Origin of the sequence: Streptomyces pallidus (ex Mingjun et al. 2026) (genome assembly GCF_051550185.1) — a bacterium.
Taxonomy (GTDB): Bacteria; Actinomycetota; Actinomycetes; order Streptomycetales; family Streptomycetaceae; genus Streptomyces.
Window position 1 is genome coordinate 1416812 of record NZ_CP196181.1, and the last position, 16054, is coordinate 1432865.

Consider the following 16054-nt stretch of genomic DNA (forward strand, 5'->3'; position numbering starts at 1 on the left):
GATTCCCGGCCCGGAGACGGCGAGAGCGCCGCTCCCGACCGTTTCCGGCGGGGGCGGCGCTCAGGCGTTCGGACGTACCGGCCGGTCGGCCGGCGGACGGCCGGGTCAGGCCTGGACGGCCTTCGGGTTCGGGCCGTACTGGTTCGGCTGCGGCTGGCCCTCGGTGGCCATGAGGACGATCAGCCAGATGCCACCGATCAGCGGGACGAGGCCGATGAACATCCACCAGCCGGACTTGCCGGTGTCGTGCAGGCGGCGGATGCCGACGGCCAGGCTCGGGAGCAGCACGGCGAGGGCGTAGATGCCGTAGAGCAGCGGGTAGGTGCCGAGCGCGCCGTCGACGATGGCGAGGATGATCGCGGCGGCCATGTTGAACAGGAAGAACATCCAGTACTCCTGCCGGCGGGCGCGGCCGGAGAAGACGGCGTACTTCTTGAGAACGTCGGTGTAGTGGTTCACAGGTCCCCCCAGAGGACGGTTCGTCGGCCCGTCCTGCTGGAGCAAGCCGGGGCAGAACTTATGCCCCGCTTACGTCGCGGTCAAGCCACTTGCGGAGTAGGCGGAATGACTCATTCCGGCGCCCTGGGCGACCAATTCCAGCGCCCTCAGGGGCCACTTGGAACACACCGGCGACCACCTGTCACGCGGCGTGACGAAAAGGAGGTGGCGTGAGGTGCCCAGGGGGGCGCGCGTGCCGTTTTGCCCGGTTCGCCGGAGCCGGCAACCGCACCGCCTCAGGCCCGGCAACCTGCGGATCGCAGCCCTCCGTTGGCCACATCGTTACGCCACCGCGACCTCGTCAGAGCCAGCCGTTGCGGCGGAACCCGCGGTGGATGACGAAGCACGCCAGGGCCATCACACCGAGCACGGCCGGATACCCGTAGGTCCAGTGGAGTTCGGGCATGTGGTCGAAGTTCATGCCGTAGACCCCGCAGACCATGGTCGGCACGGCGACGATGGCCGCCCATGCGGTGATCTTCCGCATGTCCTCGTTCTGGGCCACCGTCACCTGGGCGAGGTGGGCCTGGAGGATGGAGTCGAGCAGGGCGTCGTAGCCGTTGATCTGGTCGGTCGCCCGGGTCAGGTGGTCGGCGACGTCCCGGAAGTACGCGCGCGCCTCCAGCGGGATGGCCTGTATCGGCTGCGTGGCCAGCTGCTCCAGCGGCCGGGCCAGCGGGGCCACCGCCCGGCGCAGCTCCAGCAGTTCGCGCTTGAGCTGGTAGATGCGGCCCGCGTCGCCCCGGGCGCCGTCGTCGCTGAACACGGCGGTCTCGACGGCGTCGATGTCGTTCTGCACCGCGTCCGTGACGGCCACGTAGTCGTCGACGACGTGGTCGGCGATGGCGTGCAGAACGGCCGCCGGACCCTTGGCCAGTTGCTCGGGGGCCGCTTCCAGGCTCTCGCGGACCGGGCCGAGCGTGCCGCGGCCGCCGTGCCGGATGGTGATGACGAAGTCCTCCCCGGTGAAGGCCATCAGCTCGCCGGTCTCCACCACCTCGCTGGTCGCGGTGAGTTCCTCGTGCTCCACGTAGCGGACGGTCTTGAAGACGGCGAACAGTATGTCGTCGTACCGCTCCACCTTGGGCCGCTGGTGGGCGTGCACGGCGTCCTCGACCGCGAGCGGGTGCAGGCCGAACAGCCTGGCCAGCCCGGCGAGCTCCTCCTGCGTCGGCTCGTGCAGACCGATCCACACGAAGCCCTCGCCCGTCTTGCGGACCCGCCGCAGCGCCTCCTCGACCTCGGCGCAACCCTCCTGGCGCACCCCGTCCTGGTAGACGATGCAGTTGACCACCGCGCTGCCGAGCGGGGAACGGGCCGGGTGGCTCAGGTCGACGGCCCGCCGGTAGCCGCGGCGCACCGCCCGGCGCAGGTTGCTGAACATGGACAACGGTGTACTTCCCTTCGGCGGATCAGCGGCCAGTCTGCCACCGCCGCCGGTGCCCGCCCGTGCTCGCGCCCCGCGCCGAGGGTCAGGCGCGGTCGACGAACACGCTCGTCGACTTCACCCGGGCCACGGCCCGTACCCCCACCTCCAGGCCCAGTTCCTCCACCGCCTCCCGGGTCAGCAGCGACACCACCCGGTGCGGCCCCGCCTGGATCTCCACCTGGGCGTCCACGATGCCGAGCTTCACCGCGGTGACGATGCCGGGGAAGGAGTTGCGCACCGAGGTGGACGAGGCTTCCCCGGCCTCGGCCGCCTCCCGCGCGACCTGGACGCAGAACGCGGCGAGGTCGGGCCCGTCCACCATGCGCCGCGCGCCCTCCCGGCGGGTCGGGAACCGCTCGGCGTCCGCCCAGCGGCGGGCCGTGTCGACGCTCACGCCGAGCAGCCGGGCCGCCTGGCCGATCGTGTAGGAGTCCATGGCCGCAGCCTACGGGCCGGACCCCGGCCCCGCGGGCGCCCCGGGCAGGAGCGCCCCGGCCGCGGCGGCCGCGACCACGCCCGCGACCAGCGACAGGGCGGGCGAGTCGAGCTTCCACTGCTGCCAGTACAGCGGAACGTCCAGGGGCCGCCCGGGCAGCAGCAGCACCAGCTCGCCCGACCGGACCAGCGGCTCGGCCTGCGGCTGCGGGACCAGCCCCCAGCCCAGTCCGGCGGCGACCGCGTCGCAGAACCCCTCCGAGGTGGGCACGTGGTGCCGCAGCGGGCCGGCAGCGGCGTCCTCGTCGCCCGTCAGCGAGCGTACGAACGCGTCCTGGAGCACGTCCCGCCGGTCGAAGACGATCACCGGCGCCCGGCGCAGCGCCCGTCCCAGACCCGCCCGCACGGCCGGCTCCCCCGCACCCGCACCCGGCAGGTGCCGGGCGACGAACGCGGGGCTCGCCACCGGCAGGTACCGGGCCAGGCCCAGCCGCCGTACGGTGCAGCCCGCCACCGGGTCCGGGGAGGAGGTGACGGCCGCCATGACCTGTCCCTCCCGCAGCAGCGCCGTGGTGTGGGACTCGTCCTCCCGGTGCAGCTCGAAGAGGACCGGCGGGTCCTGCGGCACGCGGGTGAGGGCGGGCAGGAACCAGGTGGCGAGCGAGTCCGCGTTGACGGCGATGGGCAGCCGCACCGGGCCGCCCTCCTCCTGGGCCATGCCGAGCTCGGCCCGCGCGTCGCGCTCCAGACGGGCCAACTGCCGGGCGAACCGCACCACGACCTGCCCGGACTCGGTGGCCCGGACCGGTTTGGTGCGCATCAGCAGCACCCGCCCGGTCCGCTGTTCGAGGGCCTTGACCCGCTGGCTGACCGCCGACGGGGTGACGTGCAGGGCGGCCGCGGCCGCGTCGAACGTGCCCTCGTCCACCACGGCGAGGAGGGTGCGGACCTGGTCCAGGGGGAGTTCGTCCATCACGATCGCTAAGGGTACGTAAAAATCTTTAGCTGTACTGCGCCCCGCGCCGTTCATATGGTCGAACACATGACACACGGCATCATCACGGCGGCCCTCGCCGGCTTCGGCACCGGACTCTCCCTCATCGTCGCCATCGGCGCCCAGAACGCCTTCGTCCTGCGCCAGGGGGTGCGCCGCCAGGCCGTCCTCGCCGTGGTCGCCATCTGCGCCCTCTCCGACGCCGCCCTGATCGCCCTCGGCGTCGCCGGGGTCGGCGCCTTCGTCACCGCCTGGCCGGCCGCACTGACCGCCGTCGGCCTCGCCGGCGGCACGTTCCTGGTCTGCTACGGGGTCCTCGCCGCCCGGCGGGTGCTGCGGCCGGAGCCCGGCGCCGCCCTGGACACCGCGGGGGCCGCCTCCTCCTCCCGCCGCCGGGCCGTCCTCACCTGCCTGGCCATGACCTGGCTCAACCCGCACGTCTACCTGGACACCGTGCTGCTGCTCGGCTCCCTCGCCGCCGACCGCGGCGACCTGCGCTGGGCCTTCGGCATCGGGGCCGGGCTGGCCAGCCTGATCTGGTTCGCCGGCCTCGGCTACGGGGCCCGCCTGCTCAGCGGCGTGCTCGCGCGGCCCAGGGCCTGGCGGGTGCTGGACGGCCTCGTCGCGGCGACCATGGTCACCATGGGCGGGATGCTGCTGGCCCGCGCCTGACCGCCGCCCGGGCCCGACCCCGGCGGGGCGTGGCCCGGCGGGGCGCGGGGTACGCACACCCTGCCTCCGCCCGACCACAGGAGCCCGCCGTGCCCGACACCCCGCCCGACCGCCCGACCGACCGCCCCTCCCCCGAGCAGGTGCGCGCGTACTACGCCGCCCAGCCGGCCCCGCTCGTCGCCGCCACGGGCATCGTCCTGGACGACGCCGGGCGGGTCCTGGTCCTGACCCCCTCCTACAAGGCGGGCCGGGAGCTGCCGGGCGGCACCGTCGAGGACACCGAGACACCGGAGGAGGGGCTGGCCCGCGAGCTGAAGGAGGAGCTGGACCTGAGCGTTCCGGTCGGCCGGCTGCTCGCGGTGGACGCGCGGACCCCGGGGTCCCTGGGGCGCTCCCTCGTCGTGCACGTCCACCTCGTCGGGCCGCTGTCCCGCGCGCAGGCCGCCGCGCTGTCGTTCCCCGACGGGGAGGTCCGCGGGGCCCACTGGCTCCCACCGGAGGAGGCGTACGCGGTGCTGCCCGCCCGGATCGCGCCCCGGCTGCGCGCCGGGCTGGCCGCCCTGCGCGCGGGCTCGATCGCCCACCTCGTCGGCGGCGTGCCGCAGGCGGGCTCGCCGGCCGGCCTGGACCCGCAGCGGCGCACGGCCCTGGAGCACGCGGGCCTGTTCGACGCGGCGAGCCACCGCGCCTCCCGGCCCAAGGCCCTGACCGCGGCGAGCATGCTGTGCACCGACGAGGCCGGCGGCGTCCTGTTGGTGGAGCCCGCGTACGGCAGGCCCGGCCGGTGGCACCTGCCCGGCGGCGGCATCGACAGCGACCTCGGGGAGATCCCGCGCGCCGCGGCCCGGCGGGAGGCGCACGAGGAGCTCGGCCTCGAACTGGAGCCGGGCCGGTTGCTCGGCGTCAACTGGGCCCACAAGCCGGGCTACCCGGCCCGGATCCGCTTCCTCTACGACGGCGGGGTCCTGGACGCCGGCACGCTCGCCCGGATCCGCCTGGCCCCGGGCGAACTGCTGCGCTGGCGCACGGCGGCCCCCGGGGAGCTGCGCGGTCTGGTCAAGCCGAACCTGCGCCGGCAGATCGAGGCCTGCCTGCGGGCGCGCGCGGAGGGCACCGGCCCGCTGGAGCTGCACGCGGGCCGCCCGGTCGGTGCGGGCGGGGCGGCCGACCGGAAGCGGTAGGGGCTGCTGGGCCATCCGGGCGGCCCCGTGGCGTGGCGACGCGCGGACGGCGGGCCGGTCTCACGCATCGTCGGAGGAGACAGTCCCCCCACGCCCACACGTTCTCGCCTGCGGGAACGAGCGGAACCCATGGAGTCCACCATGTCCGCAGAACCGACCGGCTCAGCTGCCGGCCCAGGCTCCACCCCCGGACGCCGCACCGGGCCCGGATCCGGGCCCGCCACCGGCACCGCCCCGCCCGCCGGCGCCGCCGCCCCACCCGATCCGCGCCGCTGGTGGGTCCTGGCCGTCATCGGCCTGGCCCAGCTGATGGTCGTCCTCGACGCGACCATCGTGAACATCGCCCTCCCCTCCATCCAGGAAGACCTGGGCTTCTCCGACCAGCAGCGGCAGTGGGTGGTCACCTCGTACGCGATCGCCTTCGGCAGCCTGCTGCTGCTCGGCGGACGCCTCGCGGACCTGATCGGGCGCCGCCGGGCCTTCCTCACCGGCCAGATCGGCTTCGCCGCGGCCTCGGCCGTCGGCGGGGCGGCGGCCACGTTCGGCGTCCTCGTCACGGCCCGCACCCTGCAGGGCGTGTTCGCCTCCCTGCTCGCCCCGGCCGCGCTCTCGCTGCTCACGACGACCTTCTCGGCGCCCGCCGAACGCGGCAAGGCCTTCGGCGTGTTCGGGGCGCTGGCCGCGTCCGGGGGCGCGGTGGGGCTGCTGCTCGGCGGGGTGATCACCGAGCACCTGAGCTGGCGCTCGACCCTGTACGTGAACGTCCTGTTCGCGGCCGTCGCCGTCACCGGCGGCGTCCTGCTGCTGCGCCGTTCGGCGCCCACCGCCCCGCCCCGGCTGGACCTGCCGGGCACGGTCCTGGCCTCGTCGGGGCTGTTCTGCCTGGTCTACGGGCTGGCCACCGCGGGCCCGCACGGCTGGCGCTCGCTGGAGCCGCTGGGCCTGCTCACCACCGGCACCGCACTGCTGGCCGCGTTCGCCTGGTGGCAGCGGCGCAGCACGCACCCGCTGCTGCCGCTGCGGATCGTCCTCGACCGGGTCCGGGCGACGGCCCTGATGTCCGTGTTCATCACGGGCGTGGGCATGTTCGGGGTGTTCCTGTTCCTGACGTACTACCTCCAGCACACCCGCGGGTACGGCCCGGCCAGGACCGGCCTGGCGTTCCTGCCGATGTCCGGATGCACCATGCTCAGCGCTATCGGCAGCAACCTGGGCCTGCTGGGCAAGGCGGGCGGGCGGCCCCGCATCGTCACGGGCATGCTGCTCTCGGCGTGCGGGATGGCCTGGATGTCGCACCTGTCGGCCTCGGGCCCGTACGTCGTCGAGGTGCTGCCCGGGCAGATGGCGACGGGCCTCGGCATGGGGCTGATCACGGCGGCGGCCATGAACCTCGGTACGGCGGGCATCGACCCCCGGGACGCCGGGGTGGGCTCCGCGACGGTCAACGCCATGCGGCAGATCGGGGGGTCGGTGGGGACGGCCCTCATGAGCACCCTGGCCGCGGGCACCGTCTCCCGTGTCCTGGCAGGCCGGCAGCCCGCGCCGGAACTGATGGCGCGGGCTTCCCTGGAGAGCTACCACACGGTGTTCACGGCCTCGGCGGCGATCTTCACCGCCGGGGCCGTGCTGACCCTGTTCCTGCTGCCCGGCGGCCTGTCCATGGAGCGCGCGCACGGCGCTCCCGGCGGCCGCCGTCCCTCGGGGGCCTGAGCCCTAGGGACGCGACGGACGCCCCGGCGCCGCCGGCTCCTTGGGGGTCGAGGGGGAGGAGACGGACGGCGCCGCGGGTGCGGAGCCCTCCGGGGCCGCGGGCATCGCCGGGTTCGCCGGCGTCGCGGGGTTCGCGGGAGCCGCCGGCGTCGTGGACGTGGCCGGGGTCGTGGCCACCGCGCAGTTCGCGACCGAGCTGCGGACCCGCTCGCCGGTCGAGAAGTGCTTCAGCTTGCAGGAGTTGACCCCGAGGCCGCCGTCGACCTGGGCGTAGCCGGGACCGATGGTCAGGACGGAGTCGTCCTGACCGCGGACCTTGTCGTTGCCGGGGCCGCCCTGGACGGTGCCCGCGGACTCCGCGCCCACCGACTTGGGCTCGATGATGTCGTGCTCGCTGCCGCCGAGGACCCGGCCGCCGAGGTCCACGTTGCCCGTGCGGATGGTGTCGCTGCCGTCGTTGCCGAACACCTGGCCGCCGCCGCGCTGGTACGCACCGGGCTCGCCCAGCACGCTGCCCGTGGTGATCTTGTCGGCGCCGTGGTCGCCGTAGACGGTGGCGCCGTGCTCGGCCGTGCCCATGACCAGCGCGGTGATGATGGTGTCGTCGCCCGCGCCGCCGCGCACGGACGAGTTGCCGCCCCGCGGGTACAGGTTGTTGACCTGGATGGTGTCGTCGCCCTCGCCGCCGAGCACCTGGGAGTCGACGACCATGCCCTTGACCCGGATGTTGTCGTTGCCGCCGGCGCCGTCGATGATGACGTTCTCGACGTCGTTCTCGCACAGGATCGTGTCGACGCCCGGCGTGCCTCTCACCACCGTCAGCCCGGACCGGACCTCGACACCGTTGAGGTAGCACCAGTAGGACGGCAGGGAATCGGCGGCCTGGGCCGGGCCCGCCGCCAGCGCGGCGGCGGCGATGACCGAGCCGGCCAGAGCGTACGTGGCGGTGCGGAGTTTGCGGCGAGTGCGCAACATCAGGTTCTCCCGAGCGTGGGGGTGTGGTGGTGGGGGTGGTGCGTGGTGGTCGGTCAGGACAGCCCGTGGCGCAGCGGCGTGAGCTGTTCGATGTCGTAGCGGGCCCGCAGTCGGCTGATCTCGGCGGGATCCGGGGAGGTACCCGCGTCGAGCAGGGCGAGGAGCTCCTCGAAGTACCGCTCGTGGTCGGGCGGCGGTGAGGCCTGGAAGAACATGCGGGCCGGCTGGCCGGTGGGGTTGGCGAAGGCGTGCGGACAGCCTGGCGGGACCACGATCACGGTGCCGGGGGTGGCCCGTACGACCTGGCGCCCGTCGAGCGACTCCCAGTGTCGCCAGTCGTCGCCGCTGCGCACGCGCGGCTCGAACGCCATGACGTCGAGTTCACCCTCCAGGACGTAGAACAGTTCTTCGCTGCGCACGTGCCGGTGGGCCCCGACGTCGAATCCGGGCGGGACGACGACCTCGAAACTGGAGGCCACCGAGGAGTGCTCGCCGGTGACCTTGAAGGTGACCTGCTGGGCCTCGGTGTGGAGGGTGCGCCCGTGGCCGGGTGGGACGAGCAGGCCGTCACGGGCCACGTGCGCGGTCATGACCAGGTCACCGGCAGGCCTTCGGGGCCGCGGATCAGCGCCCCCGGCCGCCAGTGCAGTTCGTCCAGGGGGACGGTGAAGCGGATGTCCGGGAAGCGGTCGAGCAACGCGTCGACGAGCAGCTCGGACTCCAGGCGGGCGAGCATGGCCCCGGGGCAGAAGTGGGGGCCGTACCCGAAGGAGACGTGCGGGTTGGGGCTGCGGTCCAGGTGCAGCTCGTGGGGGTCGGGGAAGACGTCCGGGTCGCGGTTGGCGGCCAGGTAGGAGACGTAGACGGCCTCGCCGGCCCGGATGCGGTGGCCGGCGACGGTGACGTCCTCCAGGGCGATCCGGGAGAGCCCCACCGCGTTGCGGTGGGGGATGTAGCGCAGCAGCTCGTTCAGGCCGGCGGGGCGCAGGGAGGGGTCGTCGCGGAGCTTCTGCATCAGGTCCGGCCGGGTGAGCAGGATGTAGACCATGTTGCCCACGTTGTTGGTGACGGCCTCGCCGCCGATCTGGATGAGCAGGCCCAGGCCGGTGGCCTCCTCCAGCGTGACCTCGCCGTCCCGGACGGCCTTGTCGAGGAGCCCGATGACGCTGTCGTCGTGGGGCACCTCCCCCGAGCCCAACCGGGCGGCCAGGTAGGCCAACGCCTCGTCCTTCGCCCGCTCGCTGCGCTCGGCGCCCTGGGCGGAGGAGAGGATGAGCGTGGTCCATTCGTGGACCATGGGCCGGTCCTCCTCGGGAACGCCCATCAGCTCGCACACGACGGCGAGCGGGAAGGGGGCGAGGAGGCGCTCGGTGAGGTCGGCGGGCGGCCCGTCGGCCAGGATCCGCTCGACGATGACGTCGAGCATCTCCTGGGCGCGGCGGCGGAGCCGCTCGACCCCGGTGGTGGTGAACGCGGCCGCGACGGTGCGCCGCAGCCGGGTGTGGTCGGGCGGGTCCTCGAAGCCGACCGCGCCCGGTGCGGGGATGAAGTGGGGGGCCAGCCGGGTGACGTCGTGTTCGGCGACCAGCTTGCGGCTGAACCGGGGATCGTTGGCCACCATCCGCACGTCGTCGTACCGGCAGACGAGCCAGGCCCAGCCGGACCCGTTGGGGAGGCGGATCCGGGTGACCGGTCCCGCCTCCATCAGGCCGGCGAGGACGGGGTCGAAGTCGACCCCGTCCAGGGCCGGGGTGGGCCAGTGCGTGATGGGTGGCCGTGCGGTTGCGGGGCCGTCCTTCAGCATGCTTCGGATTCCTCCCTCACCCGGTTCCTCATTGCGAGGTCCAGCTGCCCAGTGAGATCTCTGCGGTGATGCCCGGGCCGAATCCGGCCAGCAGGCCCTTCGCGGCGTCGGCCGTGCGGTTCTCTTCGAAGAGTCGACGCAGTGCGTCGAGGACGACGGCGCTGGCGATGTTGCCGTACTCGGTCAGTGTGGCCCGACTGAAGCGGAATGCTTCGGGTGCCACACCGAGGTACTTGCTGAGGTCGTCCAGGATGCGCGGACCGCCCGCGTGGATGATGTAGAAGTCCAGGGCGGCGGCGTCCCAGCCATGGGCTTTGGCCAGTTCCTTGAGGGACGGGGCGAGCGGTTCCATGGTGCCGGGCACCCGCCGGTCCAGCTTGAAGTGGAACCCGGTGGACTTGACGTCGTACATGATCCAGTCCTCGGTCCTGGGGATGATGTACGAGCTGTTGCGGTGGATCTCCATGCCCGTTCCGCCGCGGCCGCGGACCACTGCGGCGCCCACGCCGTCGCCGAACAGGCCGTTGGAGAGCAGGTTGCCGACCTCCAGGTCACTCGGCTGGTAGCACAGCGAGCAGAGCTCGCACGAAACGATCAGGGCGTTCGCCTCGGGGTACGCGGTGCAGAAGTCGTGCGCCCGGTTGACCGCCGCCCCGCCCGCCGCGCAGCCCAGCTGGGCGATGGGCAGCTGCCGCGTGTCCGTCCGGAAGCCCATCTCGTTGATCATCCACGCGGTGAGCGAGGGCATCATGAAGCCCGTGCACGACACGTAGATGATCATGTCGATGTCCTTGGCGCGCAGCTGCGCGTCCTCCAGCGCCTGCCGCACCACCGCGGGGACCCGGGCCTTGGCCTCGGATTCGTACACGGCGTTGCGCGATTCGAAGCCGGGGTGCTTGAGGGTCTCCTCGATGGGCTGCACGATGTGCCGCTTCGCTACGCCGGTGTTCCGGATCAGGCGCAGCGCCAGTTCGAGCTGAGGATGGTCCGCGTGGACGGACCGGCACAGGTCGAGGGTCTGCTCCATCGTGATCACGTGCTCGGGTACGGACACCGTTGGCCTGCACAGAGTCGCCATGGGTGGCTCTCCTTTCGTGTCTGACACAGCCTCACGGACCCCGGGCCGATGCGCGCGCGGGACTACGGCGTTGGGGGACATGGGCCAATCCGGTGACGCTGCCGGAGGAAGGCAGCGGTGCGCGGGGCGAGCGGGAAAGGATGAGCTGGTCGATATGTCCGCGGAAGTCCTTTTTCCGCGGGATCGAGCCGCGGGGGGTGCCATCCACGCAGGGAGATGTGAACGATGACGTCAGACCCGCACACGGCCGTGGAGCCCGGCAAGGACCCGGCCACGGACGAGACGGTGCACTGCTGGAGCCTGGACGACTTCGAGGCCCTCGAGTTCGACCCGTTCCTGCACGACCGCCTGAAGGAGAAACGGGCCGCCCGGATCCAGCTGCCGTTCGGCCAGGGCAGTGCGTGGCTGATGTCCCGCTACAGCGACGTCAAGGCGGCCACGACCGATCCCCGCTTCAGCCGGGAGGAGCTGGTCGGCCGTTCGGTGACGGCCTCCTCCCCGCACGCGATCGCCTCTCAGAAGGCGTCGCTCAACTACGCGGACCCGCCCCGCCTGAACAACATGCGCCGGGTGGTGGCGCGGGCCTTCACCGGCAAGGCGATGAACCGGCTGCGCCCGACGGTGCAGCAGACCCTCGACGGCCTCCTGGACGCGATGGAGCGGCACGGATCCCCCGCGGACCTGGTCGAGCACCTGCACGGCCCGCTCCCGCTCGCGGCCGTCGCCGACCTGCTGGGCATGCCGCAGGAGATGCGGGCGGACATGACCTCCTGGGCGAACGTGGCCATGACACCGGGCCCGGCCCCCGCCCAGAGCGTCGACGCCCTGAAGACGGTCCGCGAGACGATCGTGGCCCTGCTCGACATGCGCCGCAAGAAGCACGGCGACGACCTCGCCGGAGTGCTCACCGCCGCCGCCGCGGCCGGCGAGATCACCGACGACGAAGCCGTCTCCCTGGCCACCGCCATCCTGGTGAGCGGGGCGCACGCGGTCCGCAACAACAGCGCCAACATGGTCTACGCCCTGCTCACCCATCCGCAGCACCTCGAACGGCTGCGCGCCGAGCGGCACCTGATCCCCCAGGCCGTCGACGAACTGCTGCGCTTCATCCCGCACCGCAGCGGAGTGGGCCTGCCGCGGATCGCGATGCGGGACGTCGAGATCGCCGGGGTCACCATCAAGGCCGGGGAGGCGGTCTACTCCTCGTATCTGGCCGCCAACCGCGACCCCGAGGTCTTCCCCGACCCCGACACCCTCGACTTCGACCGCGGCCCGATCGCCCACATGGCCTTCGGCAACGGCCCCCACCACTGCGTCGGCTCGATGCTGGCCCGGATGGAGTCCGAGCTCATGCTGGCCACGCTGCTCGACCGCTACCCGCGCCTCGCCCTGGCCGTCCCGCCGGAGCAGGTCGAATGGCAGACCGGCGGGCTGATCCGCGGACCCAAGTCCCTCCCGGTGTCCTGGTGATACGCCGGCACCGGATCCGGGTGGTGCGGGGCCGCCCCGACCACATAGAACTGGCGGCCCTCACGGCCGCCCTGATGATGCTGGCCCGTACGGGCGCCATGGCGGTGCCGCACCACTCGACCCGGCGTCACCGCGCCCACTGGGACCGCAACCTGCCGTCCCTGGTCGAGCATCCCGTGCACTCCTGGCGCGCCCGTCCGCGTCCCCCGTTCACCCACTGAGGGCGGCGGGGGCGGACGGCGCCCCCGCCGGGGCCGGCGGCGTCTACGCGGAAGCGGGCGCCGCCGGAGCGGCGGGGGCCGCGGGAGTGGCCGGAGCCGCGGGGGCCGCGGGGGCGGCCGGAGCGGCGGGGGCCGCGGGGGCGGCCGGAGCCGCGGGGGTCTTCGGGTCGCAGGTCACCTCGTCGCGCGGGATGTAGTGGGTGTGGTACGTCTCCCGCTTGACCTCCTGCCCGCCCCGCAGGAAGAGCCGGTCGACGGCCACGTCGAAGCCCTCCAGCGGCGTCTGCACCTCGCACTTCGGACCCGAGTCCTCGATCTTCCTCGGCGGGGTGACGTTGGTCCGGGGGCCCTTGACGGCGCGGATCTCGTCGTACGCCTTCGTGCCGAGCAGGGTGACGGTCAGCGAGGAGTCCGTGGACTTCGCCCGGACGTAGACCGCGTTGCCGGAGTCGTTCTTCCAGCGCAGGTCGAGGGTGCCCCAGGCGACGGTGGCCTCGCGGCCCTCGGGGTAGCGCTCGATGTAGAAGGAGTGCGCCCCGTGCTCCAGCGGCTTCAGCCCGGCGAAGAACATGGCGTTGTACATCGTCGTCGCGACCGCCGAGACGCCGCCGCCGGGCGACTTCACGAACCGGCCGTCGTTGATCATGATCCCGTCGACGAAGCCGTTCGCCTCGGTCCGCTCGCCGACCGTCCTGTTGAAGCTCCAGGTCTCGCCCGGCCGGACGACCGAGCCGTTGATCAGCTCCACCGCCCGCCCGATGTTGGTGGTCCGGTACGGGGCGGCCGGGAAGTTGACCGTGAAGGTCGACAGCTGCTCCTTGATGCCGATCTGCCGGGCCTCCTGTGCGGTGAGCCGCGGCGGGACGGCCGTCGTGGCGAGTTCCGCCGTACGGTCGGCGCCCGTCCGGGTCAGCAGGGGCAGGACGGCGTCCCCGAGGTCCTTCGCGGTGACCCGTACGCCGCTGCGCGCGTCCCTGGTGACCACGGCCCGGCCGGCGGCGTCCGCGTCGAAGGCGACCGTGCGCGGGGCCTTGGTGATCGCGGCCACCTGCCGGGCGACGTCCTTCTCCGCGAGCAGCCCCGCGGAGTCGAGCTTCGGGACGAGCCGGCCCGCGGCGTCGGCCTCCAGCGTCAGGTGCCGGCCGAGGACCTCCGGGGTGAGGACGATCCGCTTCCCGGCGGCGGTGAGGGTGACGGGCCCGGACATCGCGGGCTCGGCGAACTCCTTCATGGCCCGCGCGGTCTCCTGCTGGTCGACCGCCGGCTCGGTGAGCACCACCGGCAGGGTCGCGGGGCCGGCCTGCGGGCTCAGGTAGGCGGCGCGGACGACCTGGGCCGCCTGGTCGGCCCGTACGGTCACCCCTTGGGCGGGGGCGACGGACCGGGCCTCGCCGTCACTGAAGGTGACGGCGCCGTCGCGGGGCGCGCTCCCGGCGGAGTCGGCGAGCTCCTCGGCCGCCCGGGCCGGGCCGGCTGAGCCGTCGACGACGCGGACGACCGGCTCGACGGCGCGGTTCTCCGCCGGTGCGACCAGCCGCCCGATCACGGTGACCGGGTCGGAGCCGGACCGCGCGGCGCGGTCGACGGTGGCCTCGGCGTCGAGGGTGAGGCCGAAGGAGGCGGGCACGGCCTGCGCGGTGCGGCCACCTTCGAGCTGCAGCGTGATCGGCGCGGCGGCCGCCGGGCCGAGGCTCCGCTCGAGGGCGGTCAGGGCCTCCGCGCGGCTCATGCCGCCGATGTCGACGCCGCGCACGCTCGTACCGTCGGCGATGACGTCGCCCGCGGCGAGGCCGGCGAGGTACAGGCCGCCGAAACCGAGTACGACGGCTCCGCCCGCGAGGGGCAGGGCCGTACGCCAGTCGTTCAGCAGGCGGTGTGCGCGTCGCATGTCTCTCCCGTGGCGGCGGTATGCCGTATCGCAGTGGTGGCTGTGGCGGCCGGCGACCCACCCGAGACACGAACCGTGCGCCGGACCGCTCACCAGGATTCACCAATTCGGACGAAAACGACCAAAAATGTGCGTGTTATCACGTCCGCCCCCATGCCGGACAGCAGCACGGAACGGAAGTAGGGCCACTTACCCGGAATTGGCCCTGTGCGGACCAGGAGCGCATGCCACACCGTGTGGGACGACGGTCTTTGGCTCGCACGAAAGGCACCACCCGTGTCCACCGCCCCACCCTCCGCACGCCCCGCGGGGCGCCTCCCCCGCCGGCTCCTCCAGCTCTACGCCGGCCTCGCCCTCTACGGCGCGAGCTCGGCGCTCCTGGTCCGGGCGGGGCTCGGGCTCGGCCCCTGGGACGTCTTCCACCAGGGCCTCGCCGAGCACACCGGGTGGACCATCGGCGCCGTGTCCGTGGCCGTCGGGGCGCTGGTGCTGCTGCTGTGGTGGCCGCTGCGGCAGCGGCCCGGCCTGGGCACCGTGTCCAACGTGTTCGCGGTCGGGCTGTCCATGGACGCCACTCTGGCGGTGGTGCCCGACGTGCACGGCGCTCCGGCCCAGGCGGGTGCACTGGCGGCGGGCGTGGTCCTCAACGGCGTCGCCACCGGCCTGTACATCGCGGCCGCCTTCGGGCCGGGCCCGCGCGACGGCCTCATGACGGGGCTGCACCGGCGAACCGGGCGGTCGGTGCGGCTCGTGCGCACCGGGATCGAGCTCACCGTGCTCGCGGCCGGCTTCCTGCTCGGCGGCAGCGTCGGCCTGGGCACCGTCCTCTACGCCCTGGCCATCGGCCCGCTCGCCCAGTTCTTCCTGCGGGTCTTCGCCCTGCCCGGAGCCGCCGGACGGGACCGGCCGGCGTCCGTGCCGCCGTACGCCGCCGAAGGCCGGTCCCTCGTCATCGCCGGGTCCGGCCCGCCCGAGCGGCACGGCGGGGGCCGGTGACCCGGGTCGAGCTCCGGCCGGTGGAAGCGGACCGCGGGTACGCGGCGCAACCGCCCGCGTCCCGAGAGCGTCTCTCCGGTATCCCGGCCGTCGCGGCACGGCGGAAGGACGGGGGCCGGGCCCGGTGGCACGCACGAAGCGGGGGGAACCGATGACCGGACGGCGGAGCGGCGGCACGGAGCGCCGGCGGTTCCTCACCCTGCTCGGCGGGGCCGCGCTGCTGCCCCTCGCCGCGACGGCCGGCTGCGCGGAGCTCCGGCCGAACGAGGACCACCTCCGCGTACGGACCGGCACCGAACCGCTGCGCGAGCGGTTCCCGGCGCTGGGCGAGCTGTCCGACGCGCACTGGCTCGGGTACGACCTCGACGAGGCGGGCAAGCGGCAGACCATCCCTGGCCAGGACTCGCGGATCCGGCTGGTCGGTGTGGCCCGGCTGGCCGCCGGCGCGGTGGCCGCCACGCTCGCGGCGGCCCCGGCGGGGGAGCGCTTCGAGACGGTGTCCCTGCCCGCCGACCTCCCCGCGCCACTGGCGAAGCACGTGCCCGACCGGGCCGGCTGGCGGGCGAGTACGGCGTACGACCTGCGGGTCCTCGCCCGGGAGCCGTCGCAGTCCCCGTCCGGCGAGGAGGCCGAGGGCCGGTTCCTCCTGCACGAGAAGGACGACCGGGTCTGGTTCGACACGGTCTTCCTGTACACCTGACGC

General features: G+C 73.6%; 16 protein-coding genes. 7 read left to right on the forward strand and 9 right to left on the reverse strand.

The window, feature by feature from the left end; genetic code table 11:
- Positions 1 to 105: 105 nt before the first annotated feature.
- The 4 genes from ACSHWO_RS06085 to ACSHWO_RS06100 all read right to left on the reverse strand — a co-directional run bounded on the left by ACSHWO_RS06085 (position 106) and on the right by ACSHWO_RS06100 (position 3335).
- Complete coding sequence (locus ACSHWO_RS06085) at positions 106 to 459, reverse strand: DUF805 domain-containing protein (protein ID WP_361092501.1); 354 nt, start codon at positions 457 to 459, stop codon at positions 106 to 108.
- 340 nt (positions 460 to 799) lie between these two features.
- A complete protein-coding gene (corA, locus tag ACSHWO_RS06090; RefSeq protein ID WP_361092494.1) occupies positions 800 to 1882 on the reverse strand; it encodes a magnesium/cobalt transporter CorA in 1083 nt (360 codons plus the stop codon).
- An 88-nt stretch (positions 1883 to 1970) separates the two neighbouring features.
- The gene (locus tag ACSHWO_RS06095; protein WP_438310344.1) at positions 1971 to 2363 is read right to left on the reverse strand and encodes a TOBE domain-containing protein; all 393 of its coding nucleotides are present in this window, start codon (positions 2361 to 2363) and stop codon (positions 1971 to 1973) included.
- A 9-nt stretch (positions 2364 to 2372) separates the two neighbouring features.
- Positions 2373 to 3335 carry a LysR family transcriptional regulator ArgP gene (locus ACSHWO_RS06100; RefSeq protein ID WP_385805011.1) on the reverse strand — a complete coding sequence of 321 codons (963 nt, stop codon included), beginning with the start codon at positions 3333 to 3335 and terminating at the stop codon, positions 2373 to 2375.
- Between the two features lie 69 nt (positions 3336 to 3404).
- Between ACSHWO_RS06100 and ACSHWO_RS06105 the strand changes: the two genes are divergently transcribed.
- The 3 genes from ACSHWO_RS06105 (at position 3405) to ACSHWO_RS06115 (ending at position 6919) form a co-directional block, all read left to right on the forward strand.
- Entirely contained in the window at positions 3405 to 4028 is a 624-nt protein-coding gene (locus ACSHWO_RS06105) for a LysE/ArgO family amino acid transporter (protein WP_361092487.1), read from the forward strand.
- 89 nt (positions 4029 to 4117) lie between these two features.
- A complete protein-coding gene (locus ACSHWO_RS06110; RefSeq protein ID WP_438310345.1) occupies positions 4118 to 5209 on the forward strand; it encodes an NUDIX domain-containing protein in 1092 nt (363 codons plus the stop codon).
- A gap of 141 nt (positions 5210 to 5350) precedes the next feature.
- Positions 5351 to 6919: a DHA2 family efflux MFS transporter permease subunit gene (locus tag ACSHWO_RS06115; protein ID WP_438310346.1), complete on the forward strand. Its 1569-nt coding sequence runs from the start codon at positions 5351 to 5353 to the stop codon at positions 6917 to 6919.
- 3 nt (positions 6920 to 6922) lie between these two features.
- Here ACSHWO_RS06115 and ACSHWO_RS06120 read toward each other — a convergent pair whose 3' ends face one another.
- The 4 genes from ACSHWO_RS06120 to ACSHWO_RS06135 are packed head-to-tail and all read right to left on the reverse strand — an operon-like array spanning position 6923 to position 10776.
- Positions 6923 to 7894, reverse strand: a complete 972-nt coding sequence (locus ACSHWO_RS06120; protein WP_361092478.1) for a hypothetical protein — start codon at positions 7892 to 7894, stop codon at positions 6923 to 6925.
- A gap of 53 nt (positions 7895 to 7947) precedes the next feature.
- The gene (locus ACSHWO_RS06125; protein WP_361092475.1) at positions 7948 to 8484 is read right to left on the reverse strand and encodes a cupin domain-containing protein; all 537 of its coding nucleotides are present in this window, start codon (positions 8482 to 8484) and stop codon (positions 7948 to 7950) included.
- Positions 8481 to 9698, reverse strand: a complete 1218-nt coding sequence (locus ACSHWO_RS06130; protein ID WP_404234951.1) for a cytochrome P450 — start codon at positions 9696 to 9698, stop codon at positions 8481 to 8483. Before ACSHWO_RS06130 ends, ACSHWO_RS06125 begins: the two co-directional genes overlap by 4 nt.
- Before the next feature lie 28 nt (positions 9699 to 9726).
- Positions 9727 to 10776: a type III polyketide synthase gene (locus tag ACSHWO_RS06135; RefSeq protein WP_361092469.1), complete on the reverse strand. Its 1050-nt coding sequence runs from the start codon at positions 10774 to 10776 to the stop codon at positions 9727 to 9729.
- A gap of 225 nt (positions 10777 to 11001) precedes the next feature.
- On the opposite strand from ACSHWO_RS06135, the gene ACSHWO_RS06140 reads away from it, so the two are divergent.
- Together ACSHWO_RS06140 and ACSHWO_RS06145 are read left to right on the forward strand one after the other, a co-directional pair.
- The gene (locus ACSHWO_RS06140) at positions 11002 to 12246 is read left to right on the forward strand and encodes a cytochrome P450 (protein WP_438310347.1); all 1245 of its coding nucleotides are present in this window, start codon (positions 11002 to 11004) and stop codon (positions 12244 to 12246) included.
- Positions 12243 to 12467, forward strand: coding sequence for an acyl-CoA carboxylase epsilon subunit (locus tag ACSHWO_RS06145; RefSeq protein ID WP_361092463.1), 225 nt, complete (start codon positions 12243 to 12245; stop codon positions 12465 to 12467). Before ACSHWO_RS06140 ends, ACSHWO_RS06145 begins: the two co-directional genes overlap by 4 nt.
- A gap of 43 nt (positions 12468 to 12510) precedes the next feature.
- Here ACSHWO_RS06145 and ACSHWO_RS06150 read toward each other — a convergent pair whose 3' ends face one another.
- Entirely contained in the window at positions 12511 to 14355 is a 1845-nt protein-coding gene (locus ACSHWO_RS06150) for a VanW family protein (protein ID WP_438310348.1), read from the reverse strand.
- Positions 14356 to 14631: 276 nt separating this feature from the next.
- On the opposite strand from ACSHWO_RS06150, the gene ACSHWO_RS06155 reads away from it, so the two are divergent.
- Both ACSHWO_RS06155 and ACSHWO_RS06160 read left to right on the forward strand, forming a co-directional pair.
- Positions 14632 to 15351, forward strand: a complete 720-nt coding sequence (locus tag ACSHWO_RS06155; RefSeq protein WP_438310349.1) for a YczE/YyaS/YitT family protein — start codon at positions 14632 to 14634, stop codon at positions 15349 to 15351.
- Between the two features lie 151 nt (positions 15352 to 15502).
- Positions 15503 to 16051, forward strand: coding sequence for a hypothetical protein (locus tag ACSHWO_RS06160; protein ID WP_438310350.1), 549 nt, complete (start codon positions 15503 to 15505; stop codon positions 16049 to 16051).
- Positions 16052 to 16054: the final 3 nt, after the last annotated feature.